Origin of the sequence: Cellulomonas sp. Leaf395, assembly GCF_001424125.1 — a bacterium.
Taxonomy (GTDB): domain Bacteria; phylum Actinomycetota; class Actinomycetes; order Actinomycetales; family Cellulomonadaceae; genus Cellulomonas.
Genome location: NZ_LMQI01000005.1, coordinates 449,733 through 472,097, shown reverse-complemented (window position 1 = coordinate 472,097; position 22,365 = coordinate 449,733). Strand labels below are relative to the sequence as shown.

At 70.2% G+C, this 22,365-nt stretch carries 21 protein-coding genes; all 21 read right to left on the bottom strand.

The window, feature by feature from the left end:
• Positions 1–37 precede the first annotated feature (37 nt).
• Positions 38–1,444, bottom strand: coding sequence for a pyridoxal phosphate-dependent decarboxylase family protein (locus ASG23_RS16765; RefSeq protein ID WP_056027432.1), 1,407 nt, complete (start codon positions 1,442–1,444; stop codon positions 38–40).
• Positions 1,441–2,838, bottom strand: coding sequence for an MFS transporter (locus ASG23_RS16760; RefSeq protein WP_235521193.1), 1,398 nt, complete (start codon positions 2,836–2,838; stop codon positions 1,441–1,443). Before ASG23_RS16760 ends, ASG23_RS16765 begins: the two co-directional genes overlap by 4 nt.
• A gap of 65 nt (positions 2,839–2,903) precedes the next feature.
• Positions 2,904–3,320, bottom strand: a complete 417-nt coding sequence (nusB, locus tag ASG23_RS16755) for a transcription antitermination factor NusB (RefSeq protein ID WP_056027430.1) — start codon at positions 3,318–3,320, stop codon at positions 2,904–2,906.
• Position 3,321: 1 nt separating this feature from the next.
• Positions 3,322–3,885, bottom strand: a complete 564-nt coding sequence (gene efp, locus ASG23_RS16750) for an elongation factor P (RefSeq protein ID WP_056028498.1) — start codon at positions 3,883–3,885, stop codon at positions 3,322–3,324.
• Between the two features lie 135 nt (positions 3,886–4,020).
• The gene (gene aroQ, locus ASG23_RS16745) at positions 4,021–4,461 is read right to left on the bottom strand and encodes a type II 3-dehydroquinate dehydratase (protein ID WP_056027428.1); all 441 of its coding nucleotides are present in this window, start codon (positions 4,459–4,461) and stop codon (positions 4,021–4,023) included.
• A 49-nt stretch (positions 4,462–4,510) separates the two neighbouring features.
• The gene (gene aroB / locus ASG23_RS16740) at positions 4,511–5,635 is read right to left on the bottom strand and encodes a 3-dehydroquinate synthase (RefSeq protein WP_056027426.1); all 1,125 of its coding nucleotides are present in this window, start codon (positions 5,633–5,635) and stop codon (positions 4,511–4,513) included.
• A complete protein-coding gene (locus ASG23_RS16735; protein ID WP_157465759.1) occupies positions 5,632–6,180 on the bottom strand; it encodes a shikimate kinase in 549 nt (182 codons plus the stop codon). The genes aroB and ASG23_RS16735 overlap by 4 nt, the downstream gene beginning before the upstream one ends.
• A gap of 5 nt (positions 6,181–6,185) precedes the next feature.
• Positions 6,186–7,376 (bottom strand): chorismate synthase, encoded by a 1,191-nt coding sequence (gene aroC, locus ASG23_RS16730; RefSeq protein ID WP_056027421.1) that lies wholly within the window; start codon positions 7,374–7,376, stop codon positions 6,186–6,188.
• A 76-nt stretch (positions 7,377–7,452) separates the two neighbouring features.
• Positions 7,453–8,256, bottom strand: coding sequence for a hypothetical protein (locus ASG23_RS16725; RefSeq protein WP_056027419.1), 804 nt, complete (start codon positions 8,254–8,256; stop codon positions 7,453–7,455).
• A gap of 1 nt (position 8,257) precedes the next feature.
• Positions 8,258–8,956: a hypothetical protein gene (locus ASG23_RS16720; RefSeq protein WP_056027416.1), complete on the bottom strand. Its 699-nt coding sequence runs from the start codon at positions 8,954–8,956 to the stop codon at positions 8,258–8,260.
• Positions 8,953–10,017 (bottom strand): type IV pilus assembly protein PilM, encoded by a 1,065-nt coding sequence (gene pilM, locus ASG23_RS16715; RefSeq protein ID WP_056027414.1) that lies wholly within the window; start codon positions 10,015–10,017, stop codon positions 8,953–8,955. The genes ASG23_RS16720 and pilM overlap by 4 nt, the downstream gene beginning before the upstream one ends.
• A 99-nt stretch (positions 10,018–10,116) precedes the next feature.
• On the bottom strand, positions 10,117–10,926 hold the full coding sequence (locus tag ASG23_RS16710; RefSeq protein WP_056027412.1) for a prepilin peptidase: 810 nt from the start codon (positions 10,924–10,926) through the stop codon (positions 10,117–10,119).
• Positions 10,927–10,944: 18 nt separating this feature from the next.
• Positions 10,945–12,471 carry a hypothetical protein gene (locus ASG23_RS16705; RefSeq protein WP_056027410.1) on the bottom strand — a complete coding sequence of 509 codons (1,527 nt, stop codon included), beginning with the start codon at positions 12,469–12,471 and terminating at the stop codon, positions 10,945–10,947.
• Between the two features lie 14 nt (positions 12,472–12,485).
• A complete protein-coding gene (locus tag ASG23_RS16700) occupies positions 12,486–13,139 on the bottom strand; it encodes a PulJ/GspJ family protein (RefSeq protein WP_056027407.1) in 654 nt (217 codons plus the stop codon).
• Entirely contained in the window at positions 13,132–14,958 is a 1,827-nt protein-coding gene (locus ASG23_RS16695; protein WP_056027405.1) for a prepilin-type N-terminal cleavage/methylation domain-containing protein, read from the bottom strand. Before ASG23_RS16695 ends, ASG23_RS16700 begins: the two co-directional genes overlap by 8 nt.
• A gap of 110 nt (positions 14,959–15,068) precedes the next feature.
• The gene (locus tag ASG23_RS20810; protein WP_056027403.1) at positions 15,069–15,527 is read right to left on the bottom strand and encodes a type II secretion system protein; all 459 of its coding nucleotides are present in this window, start codon (positions 15,525–15,527) and stop codon (positions 15,069–15,071) included.
• A gap of 155 nt (positions 15,528–15,682) precedes the next feature.
• Positions 15,683–16,915 carry a type II secretion system F family protein gene (locus tag ASG23_RS16685; protein WP_056027401.1) on the bottom strand — a complete coding sequence of 411 codons (1,233 nt, stop codon included), beginning with the start codon at positions 16,913–16,915 and terminating at the stop codon, positions 15,683–15,685.
• Positions 16,915–18,462 (bottom strand): type IV pilus twitching motility protein PilT, encoded by a 1,548-nt coding sequence (locus ASG23_RS16680; protein WP_157465719.1) that lies wholly within the window; start codon positions 18,460–18,462, stop codon positions 16,915–16,917. The genes ASG23_RS16685 and ASG23_RS16680 overlap by 1 nt, the downstream gene beginning before the upstream one ends.
• Positions 18,463–18,584: 122 nt before the next feature.
• Positions 18,585–20,261 carry a GspE/PulE family protein gene (locus ASG23_RS16670; RefSeq protein WP_056027395.1) on the bottom strand — a complete coding sequence of 559 codons (1,677 nt, stop codon included), beginning with the start codon at positions 20,259–20,261 and terminating at the stop codon, positions 18,585–18,587.
• Between the two features lie 91 nt (positions 20,262–20,352).
• Entirely contained in the window at positions 20,353–21,174 is an 822-nt protein-coding gene (locus ASG23_RS16665; protein ID WP_056027392.1) for a shikimate dehydrogenase, read from the bottom strand.
• Complete coding sequence (gene mltG, locus ASG23_RS16660) at positions 21,171–22,322, bottom strand: endolytic transglycosylase MltG (protein WP_056028495.1); 1,152 nt, start codon at positions 22,320–22,322, stop codon at positions 21,171–21,173. Before mltG ends, ASG23_RS16665 begins: the two co-directional genes overlap by 4 nt.
• Between the last annotated feature and the right edge of the window lie 43 nt (positions 22,323–22,365).

Here is a 22,365-nt window from a genome sequence, read left to right as displayed (position 1 = left end):
CTGGCGGAGCGGTCCCTCGCGCAGTCTCATGTCGACCTCACTCCTGCGCGGGGTCGATCGCCGCCGCCAGCACCGCGATCAGGAGCGGGTGCACGACCTCGCCCGGCAGCGCCTCCAGCGTGGCCATGACCCCGGCGAGCTCGTCGGGCAGACCCTCGGTGAGCACCCGTCCCGCCAGCGACGGGTCCGGGACGGCGGCGGGGACGCCGCGCACGGCGTCGGCCGCGGCCACCAGAGCCTCGACCAGCGCCTCGACCACGCGGTGCGTCACCGCCGTGACGGTCAGGTGGGCTGTGCGCGGCAGGACCGAGCCGTCCGGTTGGACCATCGCGGGCTGCGCCTGCAGCAGCCAGCCGCGTCGCCGGACCTCGTCGATGAACAGGAACGGGTCGACCTGCTCGGCGGCGGGCAGAGCGTGGTCCGCGGAGAGCGCGACGAGCGGACCGGTGGGGGTGCCGACGACTCGCAGCCCGCGGACGGCACCGGCCGCCTCGACCAGACGGTCGGTTGCTCGACGTGTGGCCCCGACGAGCTCCGCCAGCCCGTCCGTCCCGAGGACCTGCAGGACAGCCCACGCCGCGGCCATCGAGCCCGCACCACGCGATCCGAGCATCGTCGGGTTGACGACGGGATACCCGGGCCAGGCGGTCGTCGCGAAGTACTGGGCGTGGTGCCGCTCGCGCGCCCGGTACAGCACCACCGAGGCACCCTTGGGTGCGTAGCCGAACTTGTGCAGGTCCGCCGAGATCGACGTGACACCGGGGACGGCGAGGTCCCACGGCTGGTCGACGTCGCCCCACCACGGCAGGACCCACCCGCCGACGCACGCGTCCACGTGGCACGCCACACCTCGTGCTGCCGCCCCCGCCGCCACTTCGGCGACCGGGTCGATCGCGCCGAACGGGTAGCTCGGTGCGCTCACCACGACGAGCGCCGTCCGCTCGTCGACCTCGGCCAGCACGTCGGCGGCCGACGGTGTGCCCGTCGCCGGGTCGACCGGGACGGGGACGACGTCGAGGTCGAGGTAGTGCGCGGCCTTGTGGAACGCCGGGTGCGCCGTGGTGGGCAGGACGAGCGTCGGGCGGGCGTGGGTGCGTCCCGGGTCGGCCGCGCGCCACAGGTCGCGGGCGGACTTCACGGCGAGCATGCACGACTCGGTGCCGCCGGACGTGACGGACCCGACGGTGCCGGCGTCGCCGTGCAGGACGTCGCGCGCGAACGCGACGAGTCGTCGCTCGAGCGCCGCGACCGACGTGAACGTCGTCGGGTCGAGGCCGTTGACGGGCAGGAACAGTCGGACCGCCTCGGCGGCCACGTCGTCCAGGTCGGGGCGGCCGGGGTCGTAGACGTAGGACAGCACCCGCCCCCCGTGCGTCGGGGGGTCCCCGGCCCGCAGCGCGGCCAGGTCCGCCAGGACGTCGTCGCTCGAGCGTCCGATGCTCATGGGTGGGTCTCCTTCGAGAGGGTGGCGGGCGCGTCTACGACGGCCTCCGAGAGCGGGTAGCGCGCCAGCGGCAGCAGGCTCAGGAACGCCAGCGCGGCCGGCAGCACCGAGAAGGCGATCACGATGCCGGTCAGGGCCGACTCGGGTTGGGTGACCACCGCGTCGCCGGTCCGGGACACGAAGCCGGTGACGGCGAGCATGCCGAGCACGAGGGTGGGGCCGAGTGCGAGCCCCGCTGTCTCCCCCGCCGTCCACACGCCACTGAGCACTCCGGCACGGTCGACCCCCCGGTCCCGCGCGTCGACCGCTGCCACGTCGGGCAGCATCGCCAGCGGGTACAGCTGCATCCCCGCGTACGCCAGGCCCGCCAGAGCGACCGACACGTAGACCCAACCGCCGGGCGCCCACCGCATGGGAAGCAGCGAGAGCGCGGCGACGGCGAAGAGCGTCGTCGCACCGACGAGCGCCGACCGCTTGCCGATCCGGCGGCTGAGCCGGGTGGCCAGCGGCATCACGAGCAGCGCCGGACCCACGAGCGCGGCGAACAGGAACGTCACCGCCCCCTCGGAGCCGAGCGAGTAGGTCGCGACATACTGGGCGCCGGCGAGCATCGCGCCCGTGGCCAGCGCCTGGAGCACGAAGGTCGAGAGCAGGCGACGGAACGCCGGGAGCTCGCGCAAGGTCGCGAGCCCGAGGCGAAGGGCGTCGCCACGTCGCTCGGGACGAGGGGCGACCGGCGCCGCGGCCGGGACCGCGATGCCCGCACGGCGAGGTGCGGCCCACCAGGCGGCGAGCATGCCGAGACCGATGACGATGCCGCCGACCAGACCCATCACCGCGTACCCGGTGCGACCGCCGCCGGCCGCGTCCCGCACGAGCGGACCACCCGCCCCGAACGCGAGGATCGCGACGGCGAGCACCGCGATCCGCGGTGCGAGCAGCCGGGTGCGGGAGTCGTAGTCGGGGGCGATCTCCGCCGGGAGCGCGATGTACGGCACCTGGAAGACGCTGAACGCCGTCGCCGCGGCGACGAACGCGACGACCACCCACGCGGCCGCCGCCGAGCCGGTCAGAGCGGTCGGCGTGGCGAAGAGCGCGGCGAACAGGAGCGGGATCGAGACGGCACCCGCGAGCAGGAACCGGCGCCGGCTCCCGTGCCGTGCCGCGGACACGTCCGACCGCGCCCCGATCACCGGGTCGATGACCACGTCCCAGAGCTTCGGGACCGTGACGACCAGGCTCGCGAGCCCGGCGGCCACGCCGAGCGTGTCCGTCAGGTAGTAGGCCAGGACGAGCCCGGGCAGCGTCCCGAACCCGCCGGTCCCGACGGATCCGAGCGCGTAGCCGGCGACGGTGCGCCGCGGCAGCACCACGGGGACAGGGGGCGAGGTCACGGCTGCATGATGCCAGCCCCGTCGTCCCCGTCCCCCGGATGCCACGCGCGGGCGTCGAGGGGACGTCAGGCGAGGAGGGTCGGCTTCAGGTCGACGATGCGTCCGAGCAGCCCGTTGACGAACTGCGGGGACTCGTCCGTGGACAGCGACCGTGCCAGCTCGACCGCCTCGTCCACCGCGACGGCGTCCGGCACGTCGTCGTTGAAGAGAATCTCCCACGTGCCGAGGCGCAGCAGGGCGCGGTCGACGGCAGGCATGCGGTCGATGGTCCACCCGTGGGCGTGCGTCGCGAGCAGCTCGTCGATGCGGTCCTGCTCGGCGATCACTCCTTCGACCAGGTCGACGGAGTACTGCGGCAACGACGCCTCGGTGCCGGGCTCGGCGATGCGGTCGGCCAGCAGGCTGACCGGGTCGATCCCGCGCTGGTCCGCCTCGAAGAGGACGTCGAGGGCCCGCTTGCGGGCCTTGGAGCGAGCGCCCACCTCAGTCGTTCACGCGGCCGAGGTAGCTCCCGTCCCGGGTGTCCACCTTGACCTTCGTGTTGGCCTCGAGGAACAGCGGGACCTGGATCTCGTAGCCGGTCTCCAGCGTCGCGGGCTTGGTGCCGGCGGACGAGCGGTCACCCTGCAGGCCGGGCTCGGTGTACGTGACCTCGAGGATGACGGACGGCGGCAGCTCCACGTACAGCGGCACGCCCTCGTTCGTCGCGACCATGGCGTTCTGGTTCTCCAGGAGGAAGTGGGCGACGTCGCCCACCGTGACCTCGGAGATGTGGATCTGGTCGTAGTTGTCCGTGTCCATGAACACGAAGTCCGTGCCGTCCTTGTACAGGTACTGCATGTCCCGCTTGTCGACGTTCGCCGTCTCGACCTTCAGGCCGGCGTTGAACGTCCGGTCGACGACCTTGCCGGACAGGACGTTCTTCAGCTTGGTGCGGACGAACGCGCCACCCTTGCCGGGCTTGACGTGCTGGAACTCGATGACGGTCCACAGCTGGCCGTCGATCTTCAGCACGGTGCCGTTCTTGAGGTCGTTGGTGGTCGCCACGATCGTCGCTTCCTGTCGAGTGAGCTTCTGTGCGGTCCGCTGGAGTCGCGGCCCTGTCCGGACCGGCTGGGGGGCGTGCGCGGTCTCCACGGCCGCAGACCGCCGACCATCGTACCGTGCAGGCAGCGTGCCACCTCACAGGCGTGAGGCGATCGCCTCCAGCGCCAACCGGTAGCCCTCCACGCCGAAGCCGGCGATGGTGCCGGTGGCGATTGGACCGATGACGGAGACGTGCCGGAACGTCTCGCGGGCGTACGGGTTGGACAGGTGAACCTCCACCAGGACCAGCCCCGCGCGCGTGACCTGCGCGGCCGCGTCCCGCAGCGCGTAGGAGTAGTGCGTGAACGCCGCCGGGTTCAGGGCCACGTGCGCCCGGGCGTCGACCGCCTCGTGCAGCCAGCCGACCAGCGCCGACTCGTCGTCGGTCTGACGGACGTCGGCGTCGAGTCCCAGGTCGGCAGCCCACTTCTCGACGGCAGACGAGAGCTCGTCGTGGGTGGTCGAGCCGTAGACCTCCGGCTCACGGACCCCCAGGCGCCCGAGGTTCGGACCGTTGAGCACCAGCACGCGCGTCATGACTGCGAGCCTAGGACGGTCTGCGCCCGAGAGGGATGTGCCGTGCGGGTCACAGCGAGATCGCCCGCGACGGCGCCGGTGCTCCCTCACTGAGCTCGGCGTACGCAGCGGCGAGCAACGTCGGGTCCGGCCCTTCGAGTCGGACGGGCTTCCCGATGTCCTCGAGCACCACGAACCGCAGGAGGTCCCCGCGCGTCTTCTTGTCCCGCCGCATGGCGGCCAGGAGCCGGTCCCAGCGGTCCCCGCGGTACGTGACGGGAAGCCCGAGCGAGGTGAGGATCGAACGGTGGCGGTCGACGACCTCGTCGGACAGCCGCCCGGCCAGCCGCGCGAGCTCCGCGACGTAGACCATCCCGACGGACACAGCCGCACCGTGCCGCCACTGGAACCGCTCGACGTGCTCGATCGCGTGGGCGAACGTGTGCCCGTAGTTGAGGATCTCGCGCAGCCCACCCTCGCGCAGGTCCTCCCCGACGACGCGCGCCTTCACGGCGACCGCGCGCTCGACGAGCTCCAGCAGCACGGGCGACGACGCGGCCGCGACAGGGTCGGTCAGCACCGCGGTGTGCTCCTCGACGAGCTCGAGGATCCGCGGGTCGGCGATGAAGCCGCACTTGACCACCTCGGCGAGGCCCGCGACGAAGTCGTGCTTCGACATCGACTCGAGCGCCGCCAGGTCGCAGAGCACGCCCGCCGGGGGATGGAAGGCGCCGACGAGGTTCTTGCCCTCGGCCGTGTTGATGCCGGTCTTGCCGCCGACGGCCGCGTCGACCATCGCGAGCAGTGTCGTCGGCACCTGTACCACCCGGATCCCGCGCAGCCACGTGGCGGCGACGAACCCGCCGAGGTCCGTCGTCGCACCCCCACCGACGGCGACGACGGCGTCTGTGCGCGTGAAGTCCGCCTGGCCGAGGACCTGCCAGAGGAACGCGGCGACCTGCGCGGTCTTGGCCTCCTCCGCGTCCGGGACCTCGGCGATGAACGCCTCGTACCCGTGGGCCCGCAGGTCCTCCCGGACGGCGTCGGCGGTGGTCGCCAGCGCAGCGGGATGGACGACGAGCACCCGGCGGACACTGGCGCCCAGCAGGTCCGGGAGCGCGGCGAGCAGGTGCCTGCCGATGACGACGTCGTACGGCTGGTCGCCCTCGACACGGACCGTCCTCGACTCGCTCATGACGTGCTCCCTCCGCCGCAGCGCAGAGCCGCGAGCTCCGTTTCGATCAGTTCTGCGACGTCGGCCGGGCGCTGGTCATCGGTGAGGACCCGCACGGTCGACAGCCGCTCGTACACGGGTCGACGGGCCTCCATGAGCGCCTGCCACTGCGCGCGGGGGTTGCCGAGCAGCAGCGGGCGCGCCTGGTTGAACCCGACGCGCGGGGCGGCGTGCGCCAGCGTCACGTCGAGGAACGCGATCGTCCCGCCGCCGGCGGCATAGGCCGTCAGGAGTTGCTGCGTGGACTCGTCGAGCACCGCTCCCCCGCCCAGGGCCAGCACGCCGTCGTGCTCGTCCAGAGCAACCCTGACCGCGTCCCGCTCAAGAGCGCGGAAGACGGGCTCACCGTCCTCCACGAAGATCTCGGTGATCGCCTTGCCGGCCGTCGCCTCGACGTCGGAGTCGGTGTCCCGCACCGCGAGCTGCCAGCGCTCCCCCAGGGCGACCGCGACGGTCGACTTGCCGGAACCGGGAGGACCAACGAGGACGATGCGAGGGCCGGGCACCGCGCTCACGCCAGCAGGTCCGGGATCGACGCCACGTACGCCTCGAGGTTGCGGCGGACCTCGCCGACCGAGTCCCCGCCGGTCTTGGTCAGCAGCGCGTCGGCCAGCACGAGCGCGACCATCGCCTCCGCGACGACCGCCGCCGGCGGCACTGCGCACACGTCGGAGCGCTGGTGCTGCGCCTTGGTCGCCTCGCCCGTCGCGGTGTCGACGGTGTCCAGCGCCCGGGGAACGGTGGAGATGGGCTTCATCGCCGCCCGCACCCGCAGGATCTCGCCGTTGGTCATGCCGCCCTCGAGCCCGCCGGCCCGGTTGGTGCGTCGCACGATCCGGCCCGACGCGTCCCGCTCGATCTCGTCGTGCGCCTGCGACCCGCGCCGGGCGGCGGTGCGGAACCCGTCGCCCACCTCGACGCCCTTGATGGCCTGGATGCCCATGAGCGCTGCCGCGAGCAGCCCGTCGAGCCGACGGTCCGAGTGGACGTACGACCCTAGCCCGGACGGCAACCCGTACGCGAGCACCTCGACGACCCCGCCGAGCGTGTCGCCGTCCTTGTGGCACTGGTCGATCTCCGCGACCATCGCGGCCGACGCCGCCGCGTCGAAGCAGCGCACGGGGTCGGCGTCGAGCGCGACCGTGTCGTCGGGCGTCGGGATCGCGGCGTCCTCCGGGCTGTGAACGGGGCCGATGCTCACCACGTGCGAGACGAGCCGGACACCCGCCGCCTGCTCGAGGAACCTTGCCGCGACCGTACCGAGCGCCACGCGGGCGGCCGTCTCCCGGGCGCTCGCGCGTTCGAGAACGGGCCGGGCGTCGTCGAACGCGTACTTGCGCATCCCCACGAGGTCGGCGTGCCCGGGACGCGGTCGCGTGAGCGGGGCGTTGCGGGCGCGCAGCAGCACGTCGGGATCCTCCACGGGATCCGACGACATCACGTCGACCCACTTGGGCCACTCGGTGTTGCCGATCTCGACGGCGATCGGTCCGCCCTGGGTGCGGCCGTGCCGGACGCCCCCGAGGAGGCGGACCTCGTCCTGCTCGAACTTCATCCGCGCACCACGGCCGTAGCCGAGCCGGCGGCGGGCCAACGCCTCCTGGATGTCCGAGCTCTGCACCTCGACGTCGGCCGGGAGGCCCTCGAGGATGCCGACGAGCGCCGGGCCATGGGACTCACCGGAGGTCAACCAACGCAGCATGTGACGGATCCTCCCATGACGCAGTCCACCCCCCGGGCTGGCGCCCGGAGGGTGGACCGTGTGGTTCGAGCGGCGGTCAGTGACCGTCGACGGGGACCAGCGGGTTCTTGCCGGGCACCGCGCCGGGCAAGGCCGGCGGGGTGGCGTTCGGGTCGACCGGAGCCGGGACACCGAGGGCATCCGGCAGGACGTAGGTCAAGCCCGAGATCGCCAGCTCCTGGTCGCCGACGTGCGTCTCGGGCTTGCCACCCGATGCTTCGGAATCGCCCTGCGCCGTGCCAGTGAAACCGGTGACGAGGAACAGGCGAGCCGTGGCGTGCTGCAGGTCGTACAGAAAGGCGTTCGTGTTGTCGTAGGTGCCGACGACGGTCAGCGCGAACGGGATCGCCGTGAAGCCCGCCGGTGCGCCGCCACTGGGCGGCGCCACCGCCTCGGTGCCCTCGGCCGGCGGCGTCTCCGTCGACGACGCGCCCTCCGCCGGCGCGCTCTCCGCTGGCGCCGGTGCGACCGCGACGGGTGCCGCCGCGACGACGACCGCCTGGGGAGTTGCCGGCGTGATCGTCGTGATCGTCACCTCGTGGGCGATCGCGATCTGGTCGAGCTGCCGGAGGTAGTCCGAGAGCATCGCGCTTGTCGGCACCTGCTGCTGCAGGACCGCGAGCTGCGCTTTGTATTCCGGCAGCTTCTCGAAGTCGGCCTTGAGCTTGGCAACCTTCATCTCGAGGAGATCGTTCTGCTCACGCGTCTGCTGGGCCTGGTCCCTCACCTCCGCCGCCGCCGACATCGTCGGCGAGATGGCGAGGAACCACGCCGCCGCGACGATGACGAGGCCCAGGAAGACCGTGCCGCCGACCCAGGTGCTCTTCTTCGCGCCGGCCATGTCAGCCCTCCCCCTCGGTAGCGTCGAACCGGTGCGAGTACGCCGCGTCCGTCACCTGGACCGTCGATGCGACGGTGTAGTAGATACCGGTCTCGTCCTCGCCGACGGTGGCCGACGACACCCATGCGTCGCCCAGGCCGGGGACCGAGTTGAGCGCGTCGATCCAAGCGGACGTGTCCGGAATCGCCGACGACCTCGCGGTGAACTGGATCTGCCCGACGCTCGGCAGCTGGAGCGGGTCGGCCGGCGCGGGCGCCGCGCTCATCGGGGTCGCGACCGTGACCGTGGTCGAGTCGAAGCTCACGTTGGCGGGAAGCACCGCGGCGATGGCGTCGACATAGGACTTCCACTGGACGTCCGTCGACATGCCGATCGTGCGGGCGCTCGTCGCCGCCGCCAGGGCGTCGAGCACCACCGGGACCTCGGCGTACTTGGCCTGCTCCTGCTGGAGGCGCGTCGTCTCGGCCTGGGCCTCCGCCAGTTCCGTCGCAGCCTGTGTACCGGAGATCAGCGCCAGACCGAACGCGCCGACGCACCCGACGACGGTGACGACGATTCCGACCACCAGCCAGCGCTTCGTCGCGCGCAGCCCCCGGGCCGCGCGGACCTCGGGCGGGAGGAGATTGACCTGCGGAAGGGTCCCGCTCAGTGCAGTCCCGGCACTCGGCCGGCCCTTCGGTCGTTCCAGAAGCGTGGTCATGCGGCAACTCCGTAGGCCAGCCCGACGGGGAGGGCGATGAACGACTCGTGCCCGTTCAGCGCGTCGCGCCGCACGGTCTTGGCCGACCGCAGGCCGGCGAGCGGGTCACCCAGGGTGACCGGCAGGCGGCTCGCGCTCGACAGGTACTGCCCGAGGCCCGGGAGGTGGGAACCCCCACCGGTGAGCACGCAGACGTCGATGCCGGCACCCGGGTTGTTGCTCGAGTAGTAGACGAAGGTGTTCCGCACGGACTCGACGAGCGCGCGCGCCACCGTGCTGATCGCCTCGGCGGCCTCCGCCCGCTCGGGACCGACGGTGTAGCCGATGCCGACCTCCCGCTTGACCGCCTCAGCTTCGGCGGCGGAGATGCCCAACGCGCTGGCGACGGCGGCGGTGACGTTCTGGCCCCCGGTGGGCAGCGACCGCACGAGGCGAGGTGAACCTTGCGCGGAGATGACGACGGTGGTGATCGTCGCGCCGATGTCCACGAACGCCGCGGTCGACTGGGCGAGCTCGCCGCGAGCCAGCGCCCGATGCAGCGCGAACGCATTGAGGTCGACCATCCGGGGCCGCAGGCCGGCGCCCTCGACGGCCATGACGTTCGCGTTCACGGTGTCGCGCTGCGCTGCGACCAGCATGCCGTGGACCGTGCGGCCCTGCGGGCCGTCGTACTCGGCCGTCGGGAAGTAGTCGAGCAGGGCGTCGTCGGTCGACATCGGCAGCAGCTCGCTCACCTGGAACGGGAGGGACGCCTTGAGCTGGGCCAGCGGCATCCACGGCAGGTCGAGCTCGCGCACGATGACCCGCTGGTTCCCGACGCCGATGACGACATCCTTGGAGTCGAACTTCGCCTGTGCCCAGAGCTGCCGCAGGGCGCTCGAGACGATCTCCGGCTGCACGACCTCGCCGTCACGGACGGCGCCGAGCGGGAGCGCGACCTGGCCAAAGCGCACGAGTGTCGGCGGCGTCTTGCCCAGAGGGCCGCCGGTCCCGAACTCGAGCTCCGCAGCCCGGACGCACGACGAGCCGATGTCCAGCCCGATTACGCGTGTGGTACCCACGAGAGTCCTTCCCCCGGACGATTGAGTTCATTCGTCCTATCGGGTGCCGCGCCGCCTGACTTGAGGCCGGAGCAGCACTCCTGTGGCGGATGTTCGACGTCAGAGGACGCCGAGGTACCAGTCCCACAGCGGCTGGCCCGCGACGATGCCCACGGCGGCGCCGAGCAGCATCCACGGGCCGAACGGAATCCCGGACTTGCGTCCGGCCCGGCCGAGGACGAGCAGGCCGACGGCGAACAGACCGCCCAGGAGGAAGGCGGAGAACCACCCGACGAAGAGCGCGCCCCACCCGTACCAGCCGAGGTAGAGGCCGAGGACCCCCGCGAGCTTCACGTCGCCGAAGCCCATGCCCGCGGGGTAGACGAGGACGGTCACGAAGTAGACCGCGTAGAGGATCGCCGCGCCGATGACGGCGCGCAGCAGCGCCGCCCAGTCAGGCTCCCCACCGGGGTTCCAGCTGGCGAGCGTGAGCAGCGCGAGCGCGACCGGGTACGCCGGCAGCACGATCGCGTTCGGCAGCCGCTTCGTGTCGATGTCGATGAGCGCCAGCGCGACGGAGATGGCCGCCAGGTACAGCAGGGCGGGAAGCACCCACGTCGGGCCCGCGAACCATGCCGTCAGCGCGAAGAGCACACCCGTACCCAGCTCGACGAGCGGATATCGAGCAGAGATCGGGGCACCGCAGTCTCGACAGCGACCCCGCAGCAGGAGCCACGACACCACGGGCACGTTGTCCCGGGATCGGATCGAGTGGCCGCACCGCGGGCACGCGCTCGGCGGGTGCACCACGGACTCGCCGCGCGGGACCCGCCAGACGACGACGTTGATGAACGAGCCGATCAGGAGGCCGATGACGCCGACGAAGGCCGCGACCAGTGCGGAGACCGGTGGCGCGCCGACGTCGATCATCGGCGCACCCCCTGACGACTATCGGTTCTCACGCTTGTACTGGATCTCCACGTTGTAGTACTCCACGGCCGTCGTCACCGCGGTCACGCCCCAGACCGGCAGCGGCTTGTAGTACATAGTCAGCTGGTTGTCGATCTTCGCGACGCCGCCGGCGTAGATCTGACCGTAGTGCTCGGTGTTGTTCGCCTTGCGGATGTCGCAGGGCGAGTACAGGAGCACGTCGATCTTGTTCTGCACCGTGACCTGGTTGTCGAGTGCGATGCCGTCCCCGCAGTTCCCGAACGTGCCCGGGGCAACGTCAGCGTCGTACGGTTGGATGAGGTAGAGCCTGTGCTGGGCGCCGTCGCTCGAAACGATCTGTGAGTTGCCCGAGAAGTTGACCCCGCCCTGGCTGTAGATGACGAGGTGCTTGTTGATGCTTATGCCGGTGCCCTGCAGCTTCACCGGCTGGCCGGGGCAGTCCGCGAGGATGACCGTGTTCGAGGTGAGCGACGAGCCGTGCTCGAAGATCCACTTGGCGACATAGTCGACCTTGCCGTTGAGCGGCCCTGGCTCGCCGTACATGCCGCAGCGGAACACCGGATCGGTGTCGCCGGAGAAGGTGACGACCTGGTAGTTCTCGGTGGGGGGATCCTGGGTGAGCCACTGGGTGTACCCCGACCGGTTCATTTCCGGGAATGTCGACACCGCCGGCGGCGGGACGCTCTGGCCGCCGACGCACTTGCCCGTCGTGGTGCAGATGTTTCCCGTCACCGTGCCCGACGCGCGCGCCTGCTGGCCGACGCTTGCCGGACCGAGCGAGATGTTTCCGTTGGAGACCAGCGCCCGGCCGTTGATCTGCACGCCCGGGTTCGTCGCCGTGATGCCCAGCTTGGCGTGCGCGTCGACCTCCACCGTGCAGGTGTTCGACAGCGAGATCGTGCCCTGCGCGTAGATCGACCCGTAGTAGTGCTGGTTGTTGTCGCAGACGACGTTGCCGTTGGTGTAGACGTCGGCGTCCGGCTGCCCGTTCTGGCCGTAGATGCTCGCGTGGTTGGAGAGCTCGATCCCGGCGTTCCCGAAGATCGCCTTGTCGAGGTCGTTCCCGAACTCCGGGCTGAGCCGGATGAGTGTCTCCACGGTGCGGGATGCCGGGGCGGTGCCGACGATGGGTCCTGTGTCCGCAGTCGTCTTGATCGCCGCCTGCACGAGGCGCGTCGCCTCCAGGGCGCTGCAGTCGACTGCCGCACCGTTCGCGCCGTAGTACGTCACGACGGTCGTCCGGTCGAGGTCGTCAGAGGCGAGGTCGACGGAGTCCGTGAGTGTGCCGCACGGCAGGTCGCCCGGAGCGGTCGACTGCACGGTGGCCACGAGGCTGTCGACGCGCGCCTCCGCGGAGCCCACGGCGACCGAGCGCGCGCGGTCGCGGCCCGACGCTCGCGCCTCGAAGATCGCCAGCGACACGACCGTCAGGACGAGCATGCTCACGATCATGACCACAGCGACAGCGGCGACGATGGCGATGCCGTCGTCGTCACCGCCTTCACTACGCAGACGCTGGCGCATGTCCAGTCCTCTCATCACGCGGGGGGCACAGGCGTGCACTGCCCGGAGTCGTACCCGTAGCTGGTGTTGCGGCCCGTCAGAGTCGTGTCGACGGCCTGCTCCTTACCGTTGCGTTCGTCGATACCGACGATGTGCAGCTGCAGCGCGCGCTCCTTGTACGGAGTGGACGCGCCGAGCAGCGTGAACGGAGCAGTGGTGCTCGACGTCCTCAGGTCACGCGCGACGACAGACCACGGCGTGATGTCGCCGCTCGTCAGGTAGTCGAGAGCCCACGACCGCATCCGCAGCGTGCCTGTGCTCGTCCCGGACCCGTCGTCGAGCAGCTGCCACTGCACGCACTTCTCGCTGCCGTTCGACTGGGTGAAGATCCGCATGCAGGACCCGGCGCTGGTCCCGTAGGCCTGGCAGCTGCTGGGGATGGTCTCGTTGGCCGGGCTGAACAGGACGTTGCCCGAGCGCACCTGGCGGTCGATGACCGCGACCGCCTGGCGCAGCTCCGTGACCGTCTGGGCCGACTGCTGGGCATCGTTGGCCATGTTCATGACGAGGATGGTCGCGCTCGTGATCATCACCATCGCGATGCCGAACACGATCATCGAGACGAGCATCTCGACCAGTGTCATGCCGCTGTCGCGGGATCGGCGAGCACGGCGCAGGAGCTCAACCATTTGCGGCCACCTTGTACGACGCCTCGGAGACGAGTCCGCCGAGGCTCGTCGACATACCGAACTGGGCTACCTGCAGCCCACCGCGTTGAACCGTGACCGTGAAGGTCGCGGTCACGACGCCGCCGCCGTTGACCTCCGTGGTGCACGCCTTCGCCTTGCAGTCGGCCACCAATGACGCCGTGCGAGTGGCGCCGGACTGAGTTCGGGTCACCTGCGGACGCTGGACCGAGACGACGCCCTCGTACGTGAGCGTGACGTCGCCCGAGGCCGCGGGGTAGACGAACGCCGTCGGCGGGACATTGACCGTGGCACCGGCGGGCGAACCAGCCGGGTCCGAGTAGTCCGCGAGATCGATGTCCTGATAGGTCGACCCGTCCCAGACGCGCACGGCCCCGGAGCGGGAATAGAGCGGCTCGCGGCCGCCTTGTCCCTCCTCGGCGCGCACCGACTCCTCGAGCCCGGAGACTGTGAGGATCGGCCCACCGCCGAAGCCGGCCGGGACTGACGATGCGCCCGAGGCCAGACCGAGCTGTACGGTTCCCACCTCCCGCGAGGCCGCGCCGTAGGCACAGCCGACTGCGCTCGGTCCGGAGCCGCCCGTGCACGCGTCCGCGTTCGGCTTGGTCAGCTGCGCCGCGACGGAGCGGGCAGGGGTGGACTCCCCGTCGAACGTCGCGACGCTCAACGGCGGGCCCGAGCCCCAGGCCGGCTTGTAGACGAGGCTGGACGTCCCGCTTCCGGGCTGCACCCACGACGAGGAGCACGGCCGCAGGGTCGTCGGGTCGCCCGTGATCAGGCCACTGCCGGAGACACCGACGCAGAGCGCGCTGGGCGCCGCGATCGCCGAGGCGGCGCCTCCCGTGTTGGTACCGGCCGGCGTGACGATCAGCTGCCCGGCCGACCCGGTGGCCGACAGGCTCGAGCTCGCATAGCCGGGCGTGGTCACGGTCTCGGACTGGCCCGGAGTCGATGACGGGTCGGAGTCGACGGCGGCGGAGGCGACCGCGCTGCCTTGCGGCGTGGTGCCCGAGACTGCCACGCCCTCGGTGGTGGCGCCGGCGTTGCCGGAGGCCGTCTGCTCGATCAGGAGGTTCGCGTCGTTGCTGGGGAACCCGATCTCGAGCTTGGTGTCGCTGGCGCCGAAGCCCTCGATGGGCAGCGTCGAGTCCGTGGGATTCGTGACGGAGAGGCTCGACAGCACCTGTCCGGCGTGCGCGGTGAAGTACGACTGGCACGGCGCGGCGAACGGGCTTTGCGCGGTGGACAGGCATCCCGCAGGCGAGTAAAGGGTCGATTGCTCTACGACTCGGCGCGTGCCGTGCGAGACGCTGCTCGTCCACGTGACGATGGCTGTCGCCGTGAAGGTCTGCTGACCGGCGGGCGTCGTCGGTGGCTTTGAGACGTAGGTGGACACGCGGTACGTCGCGCTCCCGATCGTCACGTCGTCGAACTGGCCGGAGCCGCTCCACGTGCCGGGGTTGTTGACGACGAGGACCTCATCGAAGCCCGGAAGGACGGCGGTCGGCGTGAAGTGCCGGACGCCGCTGACGTCGGTGACAAAGGCGATGCCCGTCTCCGGTGCGGAGCCGTCGGGCTGGGTTACGGCGTCGTAGGGCAGCGCGCGCAGGCGCTCGAGCGACTGGGTCGCGAGCGACGTGGCGGTCTGGCGCTGCTTCGCCTGCGCGATCGTGCTGAGGGACGAGACGATCACGCCCATCATCGCCGTCATCACGATAAGCGTGATGAACATCGCAACGATGACCTCGATGAGCGTGAATCCGCCGTCAGACGACCCACGCCGAGCGTTCACGACGTTCATCTGTTCGCCTCCGATTCGGGCTACTCGTCGTTCCGGAACCTGCGGCGTCACGGGGCGGGAGCTTCTAGCTCCCGCCCCGCGAACCGACGAACTCAGCAACTGCGACTAACTCAGCAGCTGCCGACCTGGAGGCCACCGGCCGCCGAGTACCTGTACGTGTCCTCGACGCCGCCCGGGTTCGTCAGCGCGACGCACCACGTCGAATCGTTGCCGAGGTTTGCAGACGCACCCGTAGCCGGCACGGCAGTTCCGTTGCTCAGCCTGATCGCGCCGCTGGTGTACGCGGGAGTACCAGCGTCCGACAGCGTGATCGTTGTGGCCGCACCAGCGGTAACGGTTGGCGTGATCACAACCGGGCCGGTCCGGTCGACGAAGTACGTAGCAATCTCCTTGCCGATGGTCGAGACATCAGCCTTGGTCGACGTGTCGCGAGCCTTCGCGCGCTGGTTGAGGAACACCGGGATCGCGATGGCCGCGAGGATGCCGATGATGATCATGACGACGAGGAGCTCGATCAGGGTGAAGCCCTGGTCCTTCTCGTCGAGGGACTTGCGAATGCGAGCAATCATGGTGCGCTCCCCTTGAAGTCAGGTCGGATGGTCGTTGTCAAAGCCAGTCCGGCATTGCCGGTTCGGTGCTACGAGTGATGCATCGTCGCCGGACGGTAGAATCTTTAGCGAAAGGGGTTCGACCGGAGAAATTCACTCGGTCGGAGCAACGCTCATCACTTGATGAGCTCGAAGACCCCGAAGATCGGCATGTACATCGCGATGACCATGCTGCCGACGATTGCGCCAATGACGACGATCATGAGGGGTTCGATAAGGCTGGTGAGCTGCTCGGTAGTCGCCTCGACCTCGTCGTCGTAGAAGTCCGCGACCTTGGCCAGCATCGTGTCCAGGGCGCCTGTGTCCTCACCGACGGCCATCATCTGCACCACCATTGGCGGGAACACCGGGTGCTGCGACAACGGCCCTGCCAGGGACTCTCCTCGCCGGACGGACTCCTGTACGGCCTTGGCGGCGCGCTCGATGACAAGGTTGCCGCTCGTCTCGCCGACGATGTCCAGCGCCTGCAGGAGCGGGACGCCGGCGTGGATCATCGTGCCGAAGTTGCGCGTGAACCTCGAGACCGCAATCTTTCGGAAGAGCTGCCCGAAGACGGGCAGCTTCAGCTTCCAGGGATCCACCCGTTCGCGGATCCCCCGGTCGTTCTTGTGCTTTCCCCACCACACCGCGAAGACGATGAGAATGACGATGATCGGGATGATGAGGATCTTCAGCGCCTGCGACATCCACATGAGGATCTGCGTGGGCAGCGGAAGCGTGCCGCCCAGGCTGGAGAACATTCCTGCGAACACCGGGACGATAAAGAGCAACATTCCGGTGGTGGCGAGGATAGCAATGACAAACACCACGACCGGGTAGGTCATCGCCGACTTGATCTTCCCGCGGAGCTTGACCTCGGCCTCGAAGTTGTTGGCCACCGAGACTAGGGTCTGGTCGAGGAAACCGCCGACCTCGCCGGCCTTGACCATGTTGATCATCAGCGGCGGGAAGACGTCAGCATGCTTGCCGAGCGCCGTCGAGAATGCGGTACCGACCTCGACATCGTTGCGGACCTGCGCGACGACCTTGGCCAGCGGCTTGGACTCGGTCTGCTCGGCGAGGATCGTCAGTGCACGCAGCAGCGAGAGCCCCGCGTCGATCATCGTGGCGAGCTGGCGCGACATAACCGCCAGGTCCTTGAGTGTGATCTTGTTGCCGCCGAAGCCGGGGATGTTGATCTCGGCGTTCATGCCGCCGGTGCTGACCTCGGAGATCGACACGGCCGCGAGGCCCATCTCCCGCAGCCGGTTCGCCACCGCCGCCTGGTTGGTCGCCTCGACGCGACCCTTGACGATCTTGCCGCCCTTGTCCCGGACGGCGTACTCGAACGTCTTCGTCCCGCCGGCCATCAGAAGGCCTGGCTTCCGTAGGCGGCGCCACCCATGGTCGCCTGGTCACCCATGCCCGCGGCACCCTGCGAACCACCGGAGAAACGCCCGGTCAGTCGGTTGAAGTCCTCCACGTGGTGGCACTTCTCCAGTCCGGTCTCGTAGCTGATCTTGCCGGTCTTGACCAGCTCGGACAGGTGCTGGTCCATGGTGTGCATGCCCTGCTTGGCGCCGGCCTGCATGGCCGAGTAGATCTGGTGGGTCTTGCCCTCGCGGATGAGGTTGCGGATGGCGGGGGTCGCGACGAGCACCTCGGTGGCGACGGCACGGCCCGGCGAGTCCGACCGCTTGGCCAGCGTCTGGCAGACGACGCCCTGGAGGGCTCCGGCCAGCTGGGTGCGGACCTGTGCCTGCTGGTGGGCAGGGAACACGTCGATGACGCGGTCGATCGTCTGCGCGGCGTCCTGCGTGTGCAGCGTGGCGAAGACCAGGTGGCCGGTCTCGGCTGCGGTGAGCGCCACGGAGATCGTCTCCAGGTCACGCATCTCGCCGACGAGGATGATGTCGGGGTCCTGGCGCAGCACGTGCTTGAGCGCGTTGCCGAACGAGTGGGTGTCCTGCCCGACCTCACGCTGGTTGACCACGCACTTCTTGTGGCGGTGGAGGAACTCGATCGGGTCCTCGACGGTCATGATGTGGTCCTCGCGCGTGCGGTTCGCGAGGTCGACGATCGAGGCCAGCGTCGTGGACTTCCCCGAGCCGGTGGGGCCCGTGACGAGCACCAAGCCGCGCGGCAGACCGGCGAACGTGCCGACGACCGCAGGCACGCCGAGCGCCTCGAGCGGCTTGATCTCGTAGGGGATCACGCGGAATGCGGCGCCGATGGACTCACGCTGCTGGTAGATGTTCACGCGGAAACGCGCGAGGCCGCGGACGGAGTACGACAGGTCGAGCTCGAGGTTCGTCTCGAACTTCTCGCGCTGCTTCTGCGTGAGGAACCCGTACAACGAGCGGCGCAGACCCTCGGGCTGCACCTGGCCGAACCCGTCGAGCGCCTTGAGCGAGCCGTTGATCCGCACCATCGGGCTCGTGCCCGTGGTGAGGTGGACGTCAGACGCGCCGACGCGCACCATCTCGGTCAGGATCTCGTCGATCGGGAGGTCGCCCTCCTGCTGCTCCTGGCCCATCCCACGTCGAGGGCCCCGGTCGCGTGCCAGCGGCGCGGGAGCGGGTGCTGCGGCCGGCCGCTGCACCGCAGCCGGTGGGGCGGGTGGGGCGGGCATGAACACCTGTGTGGCGCCCATCGGGCTGGCAGGCCCCTGGGGCGAGAACGACGTCTGCGGCTGCGCGGGGGCCGCGTTCAACGGCTGGTGCACGGCGGATGCCTGCGCCTGGTACGGCGGCGGACCCGCCGGCGCGGACGGGGCCGTGCTCTGCGACGGGATCGGCGAGAACCTCGCCGTCGCGCCGTGGCCGACCGGAGGCGGACCGGCCTGCGGGCCGACGGGTCGGTAGGGCGGCAACGGCCGCGAGGGCTCCCCCGTGGGTGCCTGGTAGGACTCGCTCACGTCATTCCCTCCACGTGGTCGCCTGGTTCGACCGACACGGACGTGCCGATACCAAGCCTTCGATCTGTTCCGTTCATCGGCGGCGCCGATGCCCGACTTGAGGCGTCGATGGGCGTCGGCGCCTACGTGACGACGACGCGCAGGATCTCCTCGATCGAGGTCTGACCCAGCGCCACCTTGTGCCACCCGTCGTCGCGCAGCGGGATCATGCCCTGCGTGACCGCGGTCGCCGCGATGTCGGCGGAGGACGAGTGCGCGACCGCGTGGCGCTCGATCTCCTCGGTCACGCGCATGACCTCGTGCAGCGCGAGCCGCCCGTGGTATCCGGTCTTCGAGCACGTCACACAGCCGACCGGGCGCATCAGCTCGGGCAGCGGCTCGCCGTCGACCCACGGGAACCGCGCGGCGCGCAGCTCTTCGGGGCTCGGCGTGTACGCCGCCTTGCACTTGTTGCACAGCCGGCGCGCGAGCCGCTGGGCGACGACCGCGTCCAGCGCCGACCCCACGAGGAACGGCTCGATGCCCATCTCGATGAGCCGTGTGACGGCCGACGGGGCGTCGTTGGTGTGCAGGGTCGAGAGAACCAGGTGACCGGTCAGGGCCGCCTCGATGGCGATCTGCGCCGTCTCGTGGTCGCGAATCTCACCGAGCAGCACGACGTCGGGGTCGGATCGCAGGATCGACCGCAGCGCCCCGGCGAACGTGAGCCCGGCCTTCGGGTTGACCTGGACCTGGTTGATTCCCGCGAGCCGGTACTCCACCGGGTCCTCGACGGTGATGACGTTGATCTCCGGCTTCGACACCGCGTTGAGCGTCGCGTAGAGCGTCGTGGACTTGCCGGAACCAGTCGGGCCGGTGACCAGGATCATCCCGTACGGCTTGGTGTACGCCTCGCGGTAGGTCTCGTAGTTCTCGTCGAGGAACGACAGGTCGCGCAGGTCGAGGCTCGCGGTGGAGTTGTCGAGGATTCGCATGACGATCTTCTCCCCCCACACGGTGGGCAGCGTCGCCACGCGGAGGTCGATCTTGCGCCCGTCGTGGACGACCGACATCCGGCCGTCCTGCGGCTTGCGGCGCTCGGCGATGTCGATGTCGCTCATGATCTTCACGCGGCTGATGACGCCGCTCTGGATCTGCCTGGGCGCCCGTTGGGTCTCGTGCAGCACACCGTCGATCCGGTAGCGGACGCGCAGGTCCTTCTCGGACGGCTCGATGTGGATGTCCGAGGCGCGGTCGGTGATCGCCTGCGTGACCAGCAGGTTGACAAACCGGACGATCGGCGCGTCCTCGTCGCCGATCTCGGCCATCTTCGACAGGTCGGCCTCGGTGTCGTCGACCTGGTCCTCGAACGCCTGCGAGAGGCCTTCCATCTCGTCGTCCGCACGGCAGTACCGGTCGATCGCGCGCAGCAGGTTGTCGTGCGTGGCGATGACGGGGATGACGGACATCCCCGACACCGAGCGCACGTCGTCGACGGCCATGACGTTGCCCGGGTCGGACGTCGCGAGCACGATCGACCCGCCCTCGAGCGCGACCGGCAGCACGGAGTAGCGACGGCACAGCGCCCCGGGCACCATGCTGACGGCGGTCCGGTCGACCGGGTAGTCGTCCAGGTCGACGAAGGCCATGCCGACCTGGTTGGCGAGGGCCTTGACCAGCTGGGACTCGGTGAGCACCCCCAACTCGACCAACGTGCGCCCCAACGATGTGCCCCGGGCCAACGTCTCGTCGAGCGCGGCGAGCAGCTGCGCCTCCGTGACGAGGCCGTCGTCGAGCAGGATCTCCCCGAGCTGCTTCACGCGCGTCCCCTCCGGTCCAACCGGCGGCCGACTGCTGGCCGCGCTGGTGTCTCCGGATCAATCGGCAGGAACGGCGACCGGGGTGAGCCCGTCAGGCGGTCAGTTTGTCCTCGAGCGCGGACGACATCGCGGCGAGCGGAGCGGGGTGACCGGTCATGAGCCGGACCTGTTCGGCGGCCTGGTGCAACAGCATCTGCTCACCGCCGACGACCGCTCCCCCGACGGACGCCCACGCGACGGAGAGCGCCGTCGGTCGCGGGTCGTACGCGACGTCGAGCAGCACGCCCTCGGCCGCCACGAGCCGTTCCGCGATCGGGTCGGCGGCGTACGGCGGGAGGGTCGAGATGACGACTTCCGCGCGGCCGATCTCCGCGGGCGCCTCGTCCAGCGTGCGGTACACCGGGGTGACGCCCATCCGGTGTGCAGCCCGCATGAGGGCTCCAGCCCGAGCGACGGCTCGCACGTACACGACGGGCGAGGTGCAGCGCAGCTGCGCGAGCGCCGCCAGCGTGGACGACGCGGTGGCTCCAGCGCCCAGCACGGCGGCGCGGGTGATCGGACCGGTGAGCCCGAGCGCCGCGACGATGCCGTGCACGTCCGTGTTCGCACCGACCAGCGTGCGCCCCTGGAACAGCACCGTGTTGACCGCGCCCACCACCTCGGCGAGCGGCTCCACGTGGTCCAACAGCGGGATGATCGACTGCTTGAGCGGCATCGTCAGGCTGAGCCCCGCCCAGGAGTCGTCCAGGCCGGCGAGGAACGCGGGAAGACCGTCCTCCGTGACGTCGACGGCGTCGTAGCTCCAGCCGTCGAGGCCGAGCGCCACGTAGGCGGCGCGGTGCAGCACCGGTGACAGCGAGTGCGCCACCGGGTGCCCGAGCACCGCCGCCCGTCGCTGGGCGGCGGCCGTCACTTGCTGTTCTCCGCCTGCCAGGCTCGCAACAGCTCCACGTTCGCCTGGTGGTCGTCGTAGGTGGTGGCGAAGAGCGTCTCTCCGGAGTCGAGGTTGACGGTCACCCAGAACAGCCAGTCCCCCTCGGCCGGCGCGAGAACCGCGTCGATCGAGGCGGCGCCCGGCGACGCGATGGGCGTCGGAGGCAGACCCAGGTGCTTGTAGGTGTTGTACGGGTTGCTCGCGTCCTGAGTGTCCGCGGTGCTGAGGCCGGTCCCGGGCTTGCCGAGGCCGTAAGCGACGGACGAGTCGACGGCGAGCGGCATCTCCTTGGCGAGCCGGTTCTCGATGGCGCGCGCCACCTTGGGTCGGTCCTCGGGCAGACGTGCCTCGCGCTCGACCATGGACGCCTTGTTGAGCACGGTCGCCCACTGGTCCTGCGGGACACCCTTCTCCGTGAGGACGGCCACCGTCTGTGCGGTCATCTGCGACAGCACGCTCGCGGCCGACGCGTCGGGCTCAATGGTGTACGTGGCGGGGTACAGCCAGCCCTCGACGTTCCCGTTGGCCTCCGCGGGCAAGCCGATCGCGGCGGGATCGGCGATCGCCGCGGTGACCTCCTCGATGGGAAGTGCCATCTTCTCGCTGATCTTCGTGGCGATCTGGTCCCGGGTCAGTCCCTCGGGGATCGTGAGAGCGAAGGACACGCGGCTCGACGGGTTGAGCAGGGCGACGACGGCGTCGGACGCCGGCAGCTCGAGCAGGAGGTTGTAGGTGCCAGGCTGGATCGAGGCGGCCTGCGGGTTGGCGGCGAACGCCTCGTTGAACGCCTTCTCGGTCGCGACGACGCCGGCCGAGACCAAGGTCGCCGCCATGTCAGCGCCCGTGTCTCCGGGCTCGATGACGACCTCCGCGCTGCCGTGCCCCACGCCGGTGTAGTCCTCGACGCCGCTGTCGGCCCCGTCGGTTCCGCCCTGGAACATGCCGCCCATGAGCTCGACGACGACGTAGCCGGCACCGACGACCATCAGGATCGCGACGATCAGCACCCAGATGGAGCGGCGCCGACGGCGCTTGCGCTCGCGCTGCTCCTGGGCCCGGCCACGGGAGCGCGACGACTTGGACTCGGCAGGGGCGACACGGGTGTCGCCGGCGAACAGGTCGCTCACCTCGTCACTCCGTTCTACGGGGGTCCACCACTCGGTCTGGCTG